We start from the raw sequence: 15,741 nt of genomic DNA on the forward strand, positions 1-15,741 counted from the left end.
CATGGCCGTTTTGCGCCGCTCCTCTCATCGTATGTCTGGCTCGATCTGGCCAGGGTTTGTCGACGCGATGACGGCGCTTTTGCTGGTTCTGATGTTCGTTCTGACGATTTTTATGGTCGTGCAATCGATGCTGCGCGACCAGATTTCCGGTCAGGAACATGAACTCGACGCCTTGAGCGCGGAGCTGAACGCACTGGCCGATGCGCTCGGCATGGAGCAACAGAAAAACCTTGGCCTCGAGACCCAGATCGGCACGCTGAGCGCGACACTGTCCGACTTGCGCGGTCGGGCGGAGGCACAGGCGGAGACCATCGCGGGGCTTCAGGCCGAAAATGCAACGCTGACCGGGCGGATCGCGTCCTTCGAAGATCAGGTCGCCAGCCTGATCGCGGAGCGCGACGCGGCGCTGACCGAGGGTGCGCAACTGGCCGCGCAAATCGACGATCTGGAAGCCGCAAAGGCGCAGTTGATCACGGAGCAAGAAGCGGCGCAGTTGGCGCTTGCGAAAGCCCGCGATGAAATCGACGCGGCAACCGAGGAGGCCCGACTTGCGGCGGCGCGGCGTGAAGCGCTGGACGCTTTGGTTGCAGATTTGCGGGCGCAGGCGGCGGATCGTCAGGCCGCTTTGGAGGCCGCGCAGACCGAGGTGACGCAGGCGGAACAAGACCGTCTGGCCGATGCTGCGGCGATGCAGGCGCTCAGGGACCGGTTTTCCGGTGCGGATGAGGAGCTGACGGCGATGAGCCTCGCCCTGGAAGAGGCGCGCAAGGAGGCCGAGGAGACCCTGACGCTTTTGGCGGCCAGCCGCACCGCGCGCGACGACATGCAGGCGCAGCTCGATCAGGACATTTCTGAGCGCGAAAAACAGGCTGCTTTGTTGGCAACGGCGCAGGCGGCGCTCTCGGAGGAAGAGGCGAAATCAGCCGAAGCGGAGCGCAAACTGGCGCTTTTGAATGCGCAGGTGGCGCAGATGCGGGAACAATTGGCGGCGCTGCAATCGACGCTCGATGTCCGCACGGCGACGGATGCGGAGAACGAGGTTCAAATCGACAGTCTGACGCAGCGGTTGAACGCAGCTCTGGCGCAGGTCGCCGCCGAAGAACGGGCGCGGGCGGCCTTGGAAGAGGCGGAGCGCAAGCGTTTGGAGGAAGAGGCCCGGTCGCTGCAGAATTACCGTTCCGAATTCTTCGGTCGGATGCGCGAAATTCTGGGTGACCGTGAGGGCGTGCGCATCGTCGGCGACCGGTTCGTGTTTTCTTCTGAGGTGTTGTTCCAACCGGCTTCTGCGGAACTCGGACCTTTGGGCAAGACGCAGATCGCGCGTGTGGCACGGATTCTGTCGGAGGTGGCAGCGGAGATTCCGCCGGAAATTGATTGGGTCATTCGCGTCGATGGGCACACCGACAAGACGGCCTTGTCCGGCACCGGCGAATACCGCGATAACTGGGAGCTGTCGCAGGCGCGCGCACTTTCCGTGGTGCGCTATATGTCCGAGGATTTGGGCTTTGATCCCTCGCGTCTGGTCGCGGCGGGCTTTGGCGAATATCAACCGGTGGCGGAGGGCGACAGTCCGGAGGCTCTGGCGCAGAACCGGCGTATCGAGTTGAAGCTCACGGAGAAATAAGCCCTAAAGCGTTTCGACTTTAACTTGATCTATCACATAAAGTCGAAACGCTTTAAGGCGCGATCTGAAACCGGGTTTCGCGCTGGTCGATGACGGTGCCGTCGCGGAGCATCTGCACCGTCGCGCTATAGCCGCCCACGGGCCAGCTGCCGGGATTGCGTTTGCCGACGGCGCGGAACAACTGGGCCTGAGATTTGTCCAATGCGGCGTCCTGGCTGATCACCTCGCCCTCGGGGCCAAAGATCGACAGGCGCAGCACATCGCCCGCGCGGCTGCCGTAGGCAAAGCCATAGACGACAAGCGCGGGGCTTTGGGCGGTGAGCGCGGTGGCGCCCGCCGTGCCCGCTTTGATCGCCTCATATTCGGGGACTTTCGTGTCGATGCCGACGTCCAGAAGGCCGCCTGCCTGATAGACCATATCGCGGTCCCAAAGTGTGCCGCTCATGATCGCGTCCGGCCCGCAGGCGACGGTGCCTGTGGGATTGAACGGGTCGACGATTTCGCCGTTGTGGCGCACGGAAAGATGCACATGCGGGAATTGCGTCAGGCCCGACAGGCCAACCTGGCCGAGGACCGTGGCGGAGGACACCCGGTCGCCCTCCTTGACCGCGATGCTCCCGTTCATCATGTGGCAATATTGCGTGACCCAGCCGTCGCCATGGTCTACCACAACGCCGTTGCCACATTCCTTGCCGGTGATGTCTGGCGCGCCTTCAAGGCCTTGCGGGAAATCCTCCATGCCATCGCGGGTGCCGGTGACGGTGCCGGGGGCGGAGGCCAGAACGTTGACGCCATTCCAGAGGTCCACCACGGCGGGCAGGGCGAAATCCGTACCTTTGTGACCGTCATAGGAGAGCGTGCCACAGGTGAAATCAGCGGCCCCTGGACCGGGGTCGGTGTCGACATAGCTTTGAATGTAGCATGTGTCGCCCAGCGTGCAGTCGATGGGCGGTGACAGGACCGGATCGCGCGCGAGCGCGGGCGCGGCGAACAGGGGGGCGATAAGGCCAAGAAGGAAAAGCGGTTTCGTCATGAGGGCCAAGCTGACGGCAATAAAAAGCCCCGTCAAGACATCTCAAGACGGGGCTTTTTTGTTTTCAAATCACTCTGCGGTCAGAAGTGGCGGCTTTTTCGACCGTCCGATGCGCGGGGCACCGGGTTCTTCGATGCGCAGCTCGATGTCGCCATCCTTGACGCCCACCTTGACCACGCCGCCTTTCGACAGCTTGCCGAACAAAAGCTCTTCGGCGAGTGGTTTCTTGATGTGCTCCTGAATGACGCGGCCCAGCGGACGCGCGCCCATCTTGTCGTCGTAGCCCTTGTCGGCGAGCCATTCGGCGGCCGGGCGGGTCAATTCGATGTGCACGTTGCGGTCCATAAGTTGGGCCTCAAGTTGCAGCACGAATTTCTCGACGACCTGCAAGATGACCTCTTTCGGCAGCGGGCCGAAGGAGACCACCGCATCCAGACGGTTGCGGAATTCCGGCGTAAAGGTGCGTTCGATCGCGGCGGTGTCTTCGCCTTCGCGACGGTCGCGACCAAAGCCGATGGCCTCTTTCGCCTGCTCAGACGCACCGGCGTTGGAGGTCATGATCAGGATCACATTGCGGAAATCGACGGTGCGGCCGTTGTGATCGGTCAGCTTGCCGTTGTCCATCACCTGCAAAAGGATGTTGTAGACATCCGGGTGCGCCTTTTCGATCTCGTCGAGCAAAAGCACGCAATGCGGATGCTGGTCCACGCCATCGGTCAAAAGACCGCCCTGATCGAAACCGACATAGCCCGGAGGCGCGCCGATCAGACGGGACACCGCGTGTTTCTCCATGTATTCCGACATGTCGAAGCGCAGCAGTTCCACGCCAAGGCTATCTGCAAGCTGTTTCGCGACCTCGGTTTTCCCCACACCGGTCGGACCGGCGAAGAGGTAGTTGCCGATGGGTTTCTCCGGCTCGCGCAGGCCTGCACGGGACAGCTTGATCGCGGAACTGAGCGTCTCGATGGCCTTGTCTTGACCGAAAACAACGCGTTTCAGCGTGTTTTCGAGATCTTTCAGCACCTCGGCATCGTCTTTGGAGACGTTCTTCGGCGGAATGCGTGCGATTTTGGCCACCACCGCTTCGATCTCTTTCGGGGAGATCGTTTTGCGGCGTTTGCTTTCAGCCACGAGATGTTGCGCGGCGCCCGCTTCGTCGATCACGTCGATCGCCTTGTCGGGCAGTTTGCGGTCGTGGATATAGCGCGCGGAAAGTTCCACAGCGGTTTTGATCGCATCGGCCGTGTAGCGGATGTCGTGGTGCTCTTCGAAATAGGGTTTGAGACCCTGAAGGATTTTCACCGCATCATCGACCGACGGTTCGTTGACGTCGATTTTCTGGAAACGACGCGACAGCGCGCGGTCTTTTTCGAAATGCTGGCGGAATTCCTTATAGGTCGTGGAGCCCATGCAGCGCAGTTTGCCGCCCTGAAGCGCAGGCTTCAGAAGGTTGGAGGCATCCATCGCGCCGCCGGAGGTGGCGCCTGCGCCGATCACAGTGTGAATCTCGTCGATGAACAGGACGGCGTCAGGGTGATCTTCGAGCTCTTTGACGACCGCTTTCAGGCGTTCCTCAAAGTCGCCACGATAGCGGGTGCCCGCCAAAAGGGCGCCCATGTCGAGCGAGAAGATGGTGGATTTGGACAGAACCTCCGGCGTTTCGCCGTCGACGATTTTTTTGGCGAGACCTTCGGCGATGGCGGTTTTGCCCACGCCCGGATCGCCCACCAAAAGCGGGTTGTTCTTGCGGCGGCGGCAGAGCACTTGGATGCAGCGCTCGACCTCATGGGCGCGGCCGATCAGAGGATCGACATCGCCCTCGGCGGCCTTTTTGTTGAGATCGACACAGTATTTCGCGAGTGCCGACTCTTTGTCTTCGCCAGAGGATTGCGGTTGCGCGCTTTGGGTCTCTTCCTGATGTTCGTCGGAACCGGTGATCGGGCGTTGTTCGCCAAAGGCCGGGTCTTTCGCCACACCATGCGCGATGAAATTCACCGCATCATAGCGCGTCATATCCTGTTCCTGCAGGAAATAGGCGGCGTTGGATTCGCGTTCGGCAAAGATCGCGACCAACACGTTGGCTCCGGTCACCTCGGTGCGGCCCGAGGATTGGACATGGATCGCGGCGCGCTGGATCACGCGCTGGAACGAGGCGGTGGGCACGGCCTCGGAGCCTTCGACATCGGTGACGAGCGTCGAAAGATCGTCCTCGATATAATCCAGAAGGGTTTTTCGCAGCTCCTCAAGCTCGACATTGCAGGCCTGCATCACGCGGGCCGCGTCGGGCTCGTCGATCAGGGCCAGCAACAGGTGTTCCAGGGTTGCAAGTTCGTGGCGGCGGGCATTGGCCAGCGCCAGGGCTGCATGGATGGCTTGCTCAAGGGTGTTCGAAAATGACGGCACGTTGGGGGTGCTCCTTCGCATTCGGGGTCTCTAAGGGGGCATGTTTTGCGGCCCGCCCCCTAAGTTTTGGCCTGATACTCTTAAAGTTCGATTGAAACGCGCGCGCTTCAAGCAAAAAAATGGTTAACGGGGGTAAATTTTTGTGAGGCGTCAAGTTTTGAGCGCTTTATTTGGGGGGAACCCCTGTTTTCCATGAAACTATGTAAGTTTACTTGACAGGAAAGCAAGGGGGTAAACGGACCTCTGTGCTTGCATTAAAACGAGTCCTTGCGGGCGCGAATTTCGGCGAACACCTCGGCATCTGTGGCGTCTTTCATGCCCAAAACCTGCTTCACGGTGGTGAGGCCAGCGCGCAGGAAGGGGTTGGTCGCAAGTTCCAGAGACAGCGGCGAGGGCACTGTGGCCTCGCCTTTTTCGCGCGCCGCTTCGATGGCTTTGGCACGCTTGATGAGCGCCGTGTTCTCGGGCTCGATAGTGAGCGCGAAACGGGCATTCGAGGCGGTGTATTCGTGGCCGGAATAGACCATGGTGTCTTCGGGCAGGGCGGCGAAGCGCGAGAGCGTCTCCCACATCTGCGCAGGAGTGCCCTCGAACAGGCGTCCGCAACCCAGCGCCATGAGGCTGTCGGCGGAGAACAGCGCTTTGGCGGAGGGGATGTGATAGGCGATGTGGCCGAGGGTGTGACCATCGGCGGCGAGAACCTGTACCTCGTGGCCCGCAAAATCAAAGCTTTGCCCAGGTTCCACAACGCGGGTGAGCGGCGGCAGGCGGTGTTGATCGGCTTTGGCGCCGGTCACCGTGGCCCCGGTCGCCTCGACCAGCCCGGCCGTGCCATCGACATGATCCCAATGGTGATGGGTGAGCCAGATCTCATCGAGGGTCCAGCCACGCGCGGACAACGCATCGAGCACCGGCGCCGGATCGGCGGCATCGACCAGAGCGGTGCGGCCGCTGACCGGATCATGGACGAGAAAATCGTAATTGTCAGACAGGGCGGCAAGGGTGACGATCTCTGGACTCATCTCTGGCTTGATCTCTGGCATGGCATTCTCCCGCATCTTGCGTCTATGGTGGTCCTAACATTTGGGGAAGGCCGGCGGATTGCAATGCATCTCGACGTCGTTGAGCTGAGAAATTTCTACTACCGGACCGGATTGGGCCGCGCCGCGCAGCGCGCGATCCGGGATCAGGTCGTGGCCTTTTGGCCCGATGCGGAACGTCAGACCGTGGCGGGCTTTGGCTTTGCCGTGCCTTTGCTCAGGCCCTATCTCTCGGATGCGCGCCGGGTGATCGGTTTGATGCCCGAGCAACAAGGTGTGATGCATTGGCCGGCGGGGATGCCGAATGTCTCGGCGCTTTGCCCCGAGACGCGCTGGCCGCTTCAGACCGGATTCGTTGATAAGCTGGTGGTGATGCACGGGCTTGAGACCTCGGACGCGCCGGATGCCTTGTTGGAGGAATGCTGGCGGGTGCTGGGGCCGGGGGGGAAAGCGCTTTTCGTGGTGCCGAACCGGGGCGGGTTGTGGTCGCGTTCCGACAGCACGCCGTTTGGCTATGGGCGGCCCTACAGTCTCAGCCAGCTTGAACTGCAACTGCAACTGCGACGCTCGCGGTTTCTGCCGGAACGCCACGCCGCCGTGCTGTTCCAACCGCCGTCCCATAAACGCTTTTGGAAACGCTGGGGGCCGGTGTGGGAGCGGATCGGGCGCCAGATGCCGACGGCGCTTGCGGGAGGCGTTCTGGTGGTTGAGGCGTCGAAACAGGTCTATGCCAAAACCGGCTCCGGCACGCCCGAAGCGGTGCGGCGCAAGGGGGGCGTGCTGGAAGGGCTTCGCCCCGTTCCAGAGGCGAAGCCGGTCTAATCCTTGCGAGTGCCTCAGGTGACCGTCACTGTGCCGTAGTTGTCGTTGAAGTCGTAGTCATTCAGAGCGGTGTCGTAGATTTCACTATGCGTGCCGACCACGACGAGGGGGGTGATACTCTCATCCGCAATCTCGAGATGAACGAGGGAATCATTGGTCATGAGACAGAGGACATCGTCGGGGCTCAGGTCGGTTTGATCCGTCAGCACGTAGAGGGTGAATTCCGCATAATCGTACCCTTCTGTGCCAATAGAGAAGTCGAGCGCGACGATATTGCCGTCCAGATCGTCCGGGAAGTCCAAGGTGACATTCTCGCCATTCGCGAGGGAATAGAGCTCGGCGGTCGTCCGGTCTTCGATCAGCGCATCGATGTCGTCTTGTGTGAAGGTAACGACCTCACCATTGGACAGCGTCGAGTCCGCGAAATTCCAGGTGCTGAACAGATTTTGCCCCTCCGGCGCGACGAGATCGTCGGGCGACGTCCAGTGGTAGCCCTCCGGAGTGTTGAGCACGTCTTCGAGGTCTTCCGCGTCATGCAGATAATCCGTCTGCGTGTCGTCGAGCGTTTCTTTGTCCAAAATGAGATAGTGATCAGCCCCCATTTCGATGCCCTCGGGCAAGGTCGGCTGCGCTTCAAAGCTCTCGAAGTCGGATGGGTCGAGGATCACCTGATCGAAATCGACGTCCACTTGGTAGGAATCTTCCCACGATCCGTTTTCTTGCGTCGAAAGGCTGATCTTGGTCGCCTCGAACACAAAGAGTGGCTCATCTCCCTCCTCGGCATCATCCGACGTGTAGTAGATATTGGAGGAGAGGGTGGCAGTTTCGATTCCCCAACCTTCGCCCCCCTCCGACGTGCTGCTTGACTCCGTCGTGTTCGAAAGCGTGCCTTCAAGATCATCGGCAAAATTGATCGTGAGCTGGGCATCTCCGACAATCTCGAAAATAGGGCCGGGGTCCGGGTTGTCCGGCGTGTCCGGCAGGCTGTCGAGATAGGCGCGATACTCCGCGATGGCATCAATGTCAGCTTGCGAGAGGGTGATCGTGGTGTCTTCGGTGATCACATGGGTTTCGGACCAATCCCAGATCGGCTCCTCGCCATCGTCCTCGTCGAGGTCGTCATCTGCGTCCTCATCAGTGTCATCGTCGCCATCATTGTCACTTGGGGGCGGCGTTTCGTCGTCGGTGTCGTGATCATCCTCATGATCGTCGTCATCGTCGGTAAAAGCTTCGTACAGTCCCCAGGCCATCGCAGGTCCGGCCAAACCCATTAAAAGCATCCAAATCATTTCAAAAAAAACTCCCTAACGGGCCCTGTAAACGGTCACGATCATGGTTAAAAAAACGGGACGACTTTGTGACGATACCGCGAAATTTCAAGGGTTTTCAATGGGGCGGGATGTCACGGTTCGGGATGGTTTCGAGATTGTTTTGTCTTGCGCATCAATGCTTGTGGCGGCCCCGAGATTGTTGCCATCTCCGGGTGCAATTCCGAAGGGCGCGGGACTGATCGGCGGTTTTGGCTCAGAGCGCCACTCACCTTACCGTCACGTCTGTAGCGTGAGCATGCGGTTGAGCTGCCTCTCAGGGTATTCGAAAGGAATCACACGGTTTCGTGAGGCGAATCTGCAACCCGACAGCATCTTTTTTGCGCCCCGCCACAGAGGTGGAGAGCGGAAATCCCCTAAAGCCCTGAAAACTCAGGCCGCAGAGTTTCAATCTGTTGGCGCTAAACTGGCGCAACAAGGTTGCGGCAATGTTGAGGCTCTGCTACATCCACGCTGATTTTGTTGCCTGCGCGGTTCGCGTGCGGGTCAATCAAGCTGCTCTACCTCCATGTATGACCTCGAAAACGGGGCAGAAGGGGGAGGGCCCTAAGACATCGGAAGGGTGGACGTGTCCGAACCAGCTTCGATCTCCAGCGGCATCGCCGCACGCTACGCAAAGGCCGTTTTCGAACTGGCCAAAGAAAGCAATGCCATCGCGGCACTTGAAGGGGACGTGGCGACGCTGTCGACAGCGCTCTCCGAGAGTGACGATCTCAAGGCTCTCATCACTTCGCCCGTGTATTCGCGTGAAGAGATGGAAACCGCGATCACCGCAATTGCCAAAAAGGCCGGTCTGACGGACTTCGTGTCCAGCACGCTGGCTCTGATGGCGCAAAACCGCCGTCTCTTTGCCTTGCCGCAGCTCGTCGCTGCACTGAGCGCCCTTCTTGCCGAAGAGCGTGGCGAAGTGACCGCCGAGGTCGTGTCCGCAAAAGCGCTGACCAAGACCCAGACCACCAAACTTGCCAAGTCCCTCTCCGAGAAATTTGGCAAAGACGTGAACATCAATGCGACCGTGGATGACTCCCTCATCGGCGGTCTTGTCGTCAAGGTGGGCTCGAAGATGATCGATACCTCGATCGCCTCCAAGCTCAACTCCCTCCAGAATGCAATGAAAGAGGTCGGATAATGGGAATCCAGGCAGCTGAAATTTCTGCGATCCTAAAGGAGCAGATTAAAAACTTCGGTCAAGACGCCGAAGTTGCTGAAGTGGGCCGCGTGCTCTCCGTCGGTGACGGTATTGCGCGTGTGTATGGCCTCGATAACGTTCAGGCCGGTGAGATGGTCGAATTCCCCGGTGGTATCCGCGGGATGGCCCTCAACCTCGAATCCGACAACGTCGGCGTCGTGATCTTCGGCTCCGACCGTGACATTAAAGAGGGCGACACCGTCAAACGCACCAAGTCCATCGTGGACGTGCCGGCTGGCGACGCGCTTCTCGGCCGCGTGGTCGATGGTCTGGGCAACCCGATCGACGGCAAAGGCGCCATCGCCGCCACCGAGCGTCGCATCGCCGACAGCAAAGCCCCGGGCATCATCCCGCGTAAATCCGTGCACGAACCGATGGCCACCGGCCTCAAGTCCGTTGACGCGATGATCCCGATCGGTCGTGGCCAGCGTGAGCTGATCATCGGCGACCGTCAAACGGGTAAAACCGCTGTTGCTCTCGACGCCATCCTGAACCAGAAGTCCTACAACGACGCTGCTGGTGGTGACGAGAACAAGAAACTCTACTGTATCTACGTGGCCATCGGTCAAAAACGCTCCACCGTTGCTCAGCTCGTCAAAAAGCTCGAGGAAACCGGTGCGATCGAATACACCACCGTTGTCGCCGCAACCGCGTCTGACCCGGCGCCGATGCAGTACCTTGCTCCGTACACCGCAACCGCGATGGCCGAGTTCTACCGCGACAACGGCAAACACGCCCTGATCATCTACGATGACCTCTCCAAACAAGCTGTGTCCTATCGTCAGATGTCCCTGCTTCTGCGTCGTCCGCCGGGCCGCGAAGCTTACCCGGGTGACGTGTTCTACCTCCACTCGCGTCTGCTGGAACGTTCCGCGAAGCTGAACGAAGATTTCGGCGCTGGCTCCTTGACGGCTCTGCCGATCATCGAAACCCAGGGCGGTGACGTGTCTGCGTTTATTCCGACCAACGTGATTTCCATCACCGATGGTCAGATCTTCTTGGAGACCGAACTGTTCTACCAAGGTATCCGTCCGGCTGTGAACACCGGTCTGTCCGTGTCCCGCGTGGGCTCCTCGGCTCAGACCAAAGCCATGTCCTCCGTGGCTGGCCCGGTGAAACTGTCGCTCGCTCAGTACCGTGAGATGGCTGCGTTCGCTCAGTTTGGTTCTGACCTCGACGCCGCAACGCAGAAACTTCTGAACCGTGGTGCGCGTCTGACCGAGCTGATGAAACAGCCGCAATACGCGCCGCTGACCAACGCCGAGATCGTCTGCGTCATCTTCGCCGGCACCAACGGCTACCTGGACAGCATCCCGGTCTCCAAAGTGGGCGAATACGAAGCGAAACTGCTCGACTTCCTGCGCAACCAGAAAGCTGACGTTCTTCAGTGGATCACCAATGAGGATCCGAAGATCAAAGGTGAGCCCGCTGACAAGCTCAAAGCGGTTCTGGACGAATTCGCCAAAACCTACGCTTAATCCTGAAGGACAGCTTTAATGCCCAACCTCAAGGATCTCAAAAACCGGATCGCGAGCGTGAAATCCACGCGCAAGATCACCAAGGCCATGCAGATGGTGGCCGCCGCGAAACTGCGGCGGGCACAGGATGCGGCTGAGGCCTCGCGTCCCTATGCAGAGCGTTTCAACGCTGTGCTCGGGTCGCTGTCGGCTTCGGTTGGTGGCTCCGATACCGCGCCCCGGCTTCTTGCCGGGACCGGAAAAGACGATGTGCATCTGCTCGTTGTCATGACCTCTGAAAAGGGTCTGTGTGGTGGCTTTAACACCAACATCGTGAAATTGGCGAAAACCCGGATCACTGAGCTGAAAGGCCAAGGCAAGACGGTGAAAATCATCACCGTCGGCAAGAAAGGCCGTGAACAGCTCAAGCGTGATTATGCGGATCTCTTCGTCGCTCACGTGGACCTGACCGAGGTGAAGAAAATCGGTTACGCCAACGCGCAGGACATCGCGAAGGACCTTTTGGCCCGTTTCGATGCCGACGAGTTTGACGTGGCGACGATCTTCTATGCCAAATTCCTGAACGTCGTGACCCAAGTCCCGACTGCGCAACAGATCATCCCGGCGGCCTATGAGACCGACGAGGATGCCGGTGGCTCGCTCTATGACTATGAGCCCTCCGAGGAAGGCATTCTTGCCGACCTTCTGCCGCGCGGTGTGGCGACGCAGATCTTCTCGGCGTTGCTGGAAAATGGTGCCTCCGAACAGGGCGCGCGGATGTCCGCCATGGACAACGCCACCCGCAACGCAGGCGACATGATCGACAGGCTGACAATCGAATATAACCGTTCGCGTCAGGCCGTCATCACCAACGAGCTTATCGAAATCATCTCGGGCGCTGAAGCGCTCTAAGACCCGGAGTAAAGAAACATGGCACAGTCCAAAGGCAAGATCACGCAGGTGATTGGCGCCGTTGTCGACGTACAGTTCGACGGCGAGCTCCCCGCCATTCTCAACGCGCTTGAAACCGACAACAACGGCAACCGTCTGGTTCTCGAAGTCGCTCAGCACCTCGGCGAAAACTCGGTCCGCACCATCGCTATGGACGCGACCGAAGGTCTCGTGCGCGGTCAGGCGGTGTCCGACACCGGCGGCCCGATCACCATCCCGGTGGGCAACGCGACCCTCGGTCGTATCCTCAACGTGATCGGTGAGCCGGTCGACGAAAAAGGCCCGGTCGAAGCCACCGAGCATCGTCCGATTCACGCAGAAGCCCCCGAGTTCGCCGAACAGGCGACCGAGACCTCCATCCTCGTCACCGGCATCAAGGTGATCGACCTTCTCGCACCTTACTCCAAAGGTGGTAAGATCGGTCTCTTCGGTGGTGCAGGCGTGGGTAAAACCGTTCTCATCATGGAACTCATCAACAACATCGCAAAAGTGCACTCGGGCTTCTCCGTGTTCGCCGGTGTTGGCGAGCGGACCCGTGAAGGCAACGACCTTTACCACGAGATGATCGAATCCAACGTCATCAAGCCGGACAACCTGTCCGAGTCTCAGGTGGCTCTGGTTTACGGTCAGATGAACGAGCCTCCGGGAGCCCGTGCCCGTGTCGCTTTGACCGGTCTGACGCTGGCTGAGCAGTTCCGTGACCAGTCCGGCACCGACGTTCTGTTCTTTGTGGACAACATTTTCCGCTTCACGCAAGCCGGTTCCGAGGTGTCCGCACTTCTCGGCCGTATCCCCTCCGCTGTGGGCTACCAGCCGACGCTGGCCACCGACATGGGTGCGATGCAGGAGCGTATTACCTCCACCAAGAACGGCTCGATCACCTCGATCCAGGCTGTGTACGTGCCCGCCGATGACCTTACCGACCCGGCACCGGCCACGACCTTTGCTCACTTGGACGCGACCACCGTTCTCAACCGTGCGATCTCCGAGCTCGGCATCTACCCGGCTGTGGACCCGCTCGACTCCTCTTCGCGTATCCTCGATCCGCAAATCGTTGGCGAAGAGCACTACAACGTCGCACGTCAGGTTCAGAACATCCTTCAGCGCTACAAGTCGCTTCAGGACATCATCGCCATCCTCGGCATGGACGAACTTTCGGAAGAAGATAAGCTGACCGTGGCTCGCGCCCGGAAAATCCAGCGTTTCCTCTCCCAGCCGTTCGACGTGGCGAAAGTGTTCACCGGCTCCGACGGTGTGCAGGTTCCGCTCGAAGACACGATCTCGTCCTTCAAGGCGGTTGTGGCCGGCGAATACGACCACCTGCCGGAAGCAGCCTTCTACATGGTTGGCGGCATCAACGAAGTGCTTGAAAAAGCCGAGAAACTGGCCGCGGAAGCAGCTTAATAGAACCCCGGAAGGAGGCCAATTATGGCGACTGTCCAATTTGATCTCGTCTCTCCCGAGCGCAAACTTGCGTCTCTCGCAGTGGAGCAGGTCCAGATCCCGGGTTCCGAAGGCCGTTTGACAGCGATGGCGGGCCACGAGCCCACCATCCTCACCCTGCGTCCCGGTCGTTTGATCGTGAACGGGCCGGAAGGTGAGATGGAATTCATCGTGACGGGCGGGTTTGCCGAACTGGCGCCGGAGAATATCTCTGTGCTGGCAGAGGTGGCTTTGCCGCGTGGGGAAATGTCGCAAGAGATCGTCACCGATCTCATCGCCAAAGCCCGCGCCGAACATGACAAGGCGTCGCAAGAAGATCAGGCAGAGACCCACACGTTCCTGTCCGATCTCTTCCACATCGCCGAAGACCTCGGGTTCCACACCAATCTCTGATTGGCTGTGACACGTGATTTGGAAAGGCCCCGCCGAAATGCGGGGCTTTTTTATTGGCTTCAAGGAGAGTGAAGATGGATGACGCGTTTCAACCCCGTGTGCACGACTGGGTCGTGACCTGTTTCGGCGAAGAGATCGCCATGGACGCGGCGGAGCGCAATCGGCGGTTTTTGGAAGAAGCGCTGGAACTGGTGCAATCTCTGGGCATGACGCAATCTGCGGTGCATGAGCTGGTCGATTACGTCTTTTCCCGTCCCAAAGGCGACGCGGCGCAAGAAGTCGGCGGCGTCATGGTCACGCTAGCCTCGCTCTGCGCCACCCAAGGCATGGATATGGCAGGGGAGGCGGACAAGGAGTTGATCCGCATCAAGGCCCCCGAAGTGATCGCCAAAATCCGCGCCAAACATGCGGGCAAGCCGAAGGTCTGAAGCGTTAACGTTTCCCCTTCCCTTTGTCGTCCGTTTCGGGGCAATCTGCCTTCGGGGGACAAGAAAAAGACCAATGCTTAGAATAGACAGTCATCAGCTCGGGATCACGCAAGGGTCCTTTGTGCTTTTTTCCGATTTTCAGGACGGCGGCGCGATGTGGACCGGCAAAGGCCCGCGTGAGCTGCGCCGTGTGGTGGAGTTTGACGAGCCGTTTCTGCGCCCGCCTCTGGTGCAGGTGAGCCTGTCGATGCTCGACATCGACCAAAGCACCAACCACCGCGTCGATATTTCCGCTGAGATGGTGTCGGAGGAGGGCTTTGTCATCGTCTTCCGCACTTGGGGCGACACCAAGATCGCGCGTGTGCGCTCTGATTGGACCGCCTTCGGGCCGGTGCGTCATGAGGACGACTGGGAGGTCTGAGAGCCGCTCCCGGGTCTGAAAAATGCACATGAAAAAAGGCGCGTCGGGAAACCCTACGCGCCTTTTTCTGTAAATGGGCTCAGCAGCTTACGGGTGATACACACCCTCATAGAGCGGCACGAGCGTCTTGTCTTCGAACAGCGACGACACGGAGGTGCCGTTCCAGGTGTTGATGATCGCCTGCGCAAAGAGCGGCGCGGTCGGCACGATGCGGATGTTCTTGCAGGCGGCGACGGCCTCATTGGCCTCAATCGAGTCGGTGATCACCAAAGACGACAGCTTGGAGTTGGTCACGCGCTCCACGGCCGGGCCGGACAGCACGCCGTGGGAGATATAGGCGTGTACCTCGGCGGCGCCGTGATCCATCAATAGATCGGCGGCTTTGCAGAGCGTCCCGGCGGTGTCCACAAGGTCATCGACGATGATACATTTCTTGCCTTCGACGGAGCCGATCACGGTCATCTCGGCGACCTCACCCGGCTTTTCGCGGCGTTTGTCGACGATGGACAACGGCGCGTCGATGCGTTTCGCCAGCTCGCGGGCACGCGCCACGCCACCAACGTCCGGGGAAACGACCATGATGTCCTCAAGCCCGTCCTTGAAATGATGTTTGATGTCGAGCGCGAAGACCGGCGAGGCGTAGAGGTTATCCACCGGAATGTCGAAGAACCCCTGAATCTGCGTCGCATGCAGGTCGAGGGTGAGAACGCGCTCAATGCCTGCTTCGACCATCATATTGGCGACGAGTTTCGCAGTGATGGGCGTCCGGGCCTTGGTGCGGCGGTCCTGACGGGCATAGCCGAAATAGGGGATCACGGCGGTGATACGACCGGCCGACGAACGGCGCAGCGCGTCGGTGATGATCAGCAATTCCATGAGGTTGTCATTGGCCGGGTTCGAGGTCGGCTGAACCACGAACATGTCTTCGCCACGCACGTTTTCATAGACCTCGACGAAAATCTCGCCATCGTTGAACCGCTCGACGCGGGCATCGCACAGGTCGATCGACATGCCGCGGTGCATCGACAGACGGCGGGCAATGGAATTCGCCAGCGTGCGGTTGGCATTGCCGGAGATGAGTTTCGGTTCATGAGATGTGGGCATGGCAGCTTTTCCCAGAGTGTTTGGCGGATGTGGCGCGGGGGTCGTCACGGAATCGTAACGTTGACACCGCTTACCACCCGGCTAGGTTTTTGGAAACATCCCGAG

The 15,741-nt window shown here is 59.8% G+C and carries 14 protein-coding genes; 9 read left to right on the plus strand and 5 right to left on the minus strand.

Annotation, left to right across the window (positions count from 1 at the left end):
* The first annotated feature begins 1 nt into the window (after position 1).
* On the plus strand, positions 2-1,624 hold the full coding sequence (locus tag ACN0X0_RS15260) for a peptidoglycan -binding protein (RefSeq protein WP_417279848.1): 1,623 nt from the start codon (positions 2-4) through the stop codon (positions 1,622-1,624).
* A 52-nt stretch (positions 1,625-1,676) separates the two neighbouring features.
* On the opposite strand, the gene ACN0X0_RS15265 is transcribed toward ACN0X0_RS15260, so the two are convergent.
* The 3 genes from ACN0X0_RS15265 to gloB all read right to left on the minus strand — a co-directional run bounded on the left by ACN0X0_RS15265 (position 1,677) and on the right by gloB (position 6,082).
* Positions 1,677-2,657 (minus strand): peptidoglycan DD-metalloendopeptidase family protein, encoded by a 981-nt coding sequence (locus tag ACN0X0_RS15265; protein WP_417279849.1) that lies wholly within the window; start codon positions 2,655-2,657, stop codon positions 1,677-1,679.
* 69 nt (positions 2,658-2,726) lie between these two features.
* Positions 2,727-5,060 carry an ATP-dependent Clp protease ATP-binding subunit ClpA gene (gene clpA, locus ACN0X0_RS15270; protein ID WP_226554085.1) on the minus strand — a complete coding sequence of 778 codons (2,334 nt, stop codon included), beginning with the start codon at positions 5,058-5,060 and terminating at the stop codon, positions 2,727-2,729.
* 254 nt (positions 5,061-5,314) lie between these two features.
* Positions 5,315-6,082, minus strand: coding sequence for a hydroxyacylglutathione hydrolase (gloB, locus tag ACN0X0_RS15275; protein ID WP_417279932.1), 768 nt, complete (start codon positions 6,080-6,082; stop codon positions 5,315-5,317).
* A gap of 84 nt (positions 6,083-6,166) precedes the next feature.
* Between gloB and ACN0X0_RS15280 the strand changes: the two genes are divergently transcribed.
* Positions 6,167-6,922 carry a methyltransferase domain-containing protein gene (locus ACN0X0_RS15280; protein WP_417279850.1) on the plus strand — a complete coding sequence of 252 codons (756 nt, stop codon included), beginning with the start codon at positions 6,167-6,169 and terminating at the stop codon, positions 6,920-6,922.
* A 14-nt stretch (positions 6,923-6,936) separates the two neighbouring features.
* Here ACN0X0_RS15280 and ACN0X0_RS15285 read toward each other — a convergent pair whose 3' ends face one another.
* Complete coding sequence (locus ACN0X0_RS15285; RefSeq protein ID WP_417279851.1) at positions 6,937-8,172, minus strand: hypothetical protein; 1,236 nt, start codon at positions 8,170-8,172, stop codon at positions 6,937-6,939.
* 646 nt (positions 8,173-8,818) lie between these two features.
* Between ACN0X0_RS15285 and ACN0X0_RS15290 the strand changes: the two genes are divergently transcribed.
* From ACN0X0_RS15290 to ACN0X0_RS15320, 7 genes are all read left to right on the plus strand, one after another.
* A complete protein-coding gene (locus ACN0X0_RS15290) occupies positions 8,819-9,379 on the plus strand; it encodes a F0F1 ATP synthase subunit delta (protein WP_417279852.1) in 561 nt (186 codons plus the stop codon).
* On the plus strand, positions 9,379-10,917 hold the full coding sequence (atpA, locus tag ACN0X0_RS15295; protein ID WP_417279853.1) for a F0F1 ATP synthase subunit alpha: 1,539 nt from the start codon (positions 9,379-9,381) through the stop codon (positions 10,915-10,917). The genes ACN0X0_RS15290 and atpA overlap by 1 nt, the downstream gene beginning before the upstream one ends.
* Positions 10,918-10,935: 18 nt before the next feature.
* Complete coding sequence (locus ACN0X0_RS15300; protein ID WP_417279854.1) at positions 10,936-11,808, plus strand: F0F1 ATP synthase subunit gamma; 873 nt, start codon at positions 10,936-10,938, stop codon at positions 11,806-11,808.
* An 18-nt stretch (positions 11,809-11,826) separates the two neighbouring features.
* Positions 11,827-13,251 carry a F0F1 ATP synthase subunit beta gene (gene atpD, locus ACN0X0_RS15305; RefSeq protein ID WP_417261946.1) on the plus strand — a complete coding sequence of 475 codons (1,425 nt, stop codon included), beginning with the start codon at positions 11,827-11,829 and terminating at the stop codon, positions 13,249-13,251.
* Between the two features lie 24 nt (positions 13,252-13,275).
* On the plus strand, positions 13,276-13,683 hold the full coding sequence (gene atpC, locus ACN0X0_RS15310; RefSeq protein ID WP_417279855.1) for an ATP synthase F1 subunit epsilon: 408 nt from the start codon (positions 13,276-13,278) through the stop codon (positions 13,681-13,683).
* Positions 13,684-13,757: 74 nt separating this feature from the next.
* Positions 13,758-14,111, plus strand: coding sequence for a hypothetical protein (locus ACN0X0_RS15315; protein WP_417279856.1), 354 nt, complete (start codon positions 13,758-13,760; stop codon positions 14,109-14,111).
* A gap of 73 nt (positions 14,112-14,184) precedes the next feature.
* Positions 14,185-14,532 carry an H-type lectin domain-containing protein gene (locus ACN0X0_RS15320; protein ID WP_417261948.1) on the plus strand — a complete coding sequence of 116 codons (348 nt, stop codon included), beginning with the start codon at positions 14,185-14,187 and terminating at the stop codon, positions 14,530-14,532.
* Between the two features lie 87 nt (positions 14,533-14,619).
* Here the strand turns inward: ACN0X0_RS15320 and ACN0X0_RS15325 are convergent, their stop codons facing one another.
* Entirely contained in the window at positions 14,620-15,636 is a 1,017-nt protein-coding gene (locus ACN0X0_RS15325) for a ribose-phosphate pyrophosphokinase (protein ID WP_167602424.1), read from the minus strand.
* Positions 15,637-15,741 lie beyond the last annotated feature (105 nt).

It is taken from the genome of Celeribacter sp. (assembly GCF_048270365.1).
Taxonomy (GTDB): Bacteria; Pseudomonadota; Alphaproteobacteria; order Rhodobacterales; family Rhodobacteraceae; genus Celeribacter.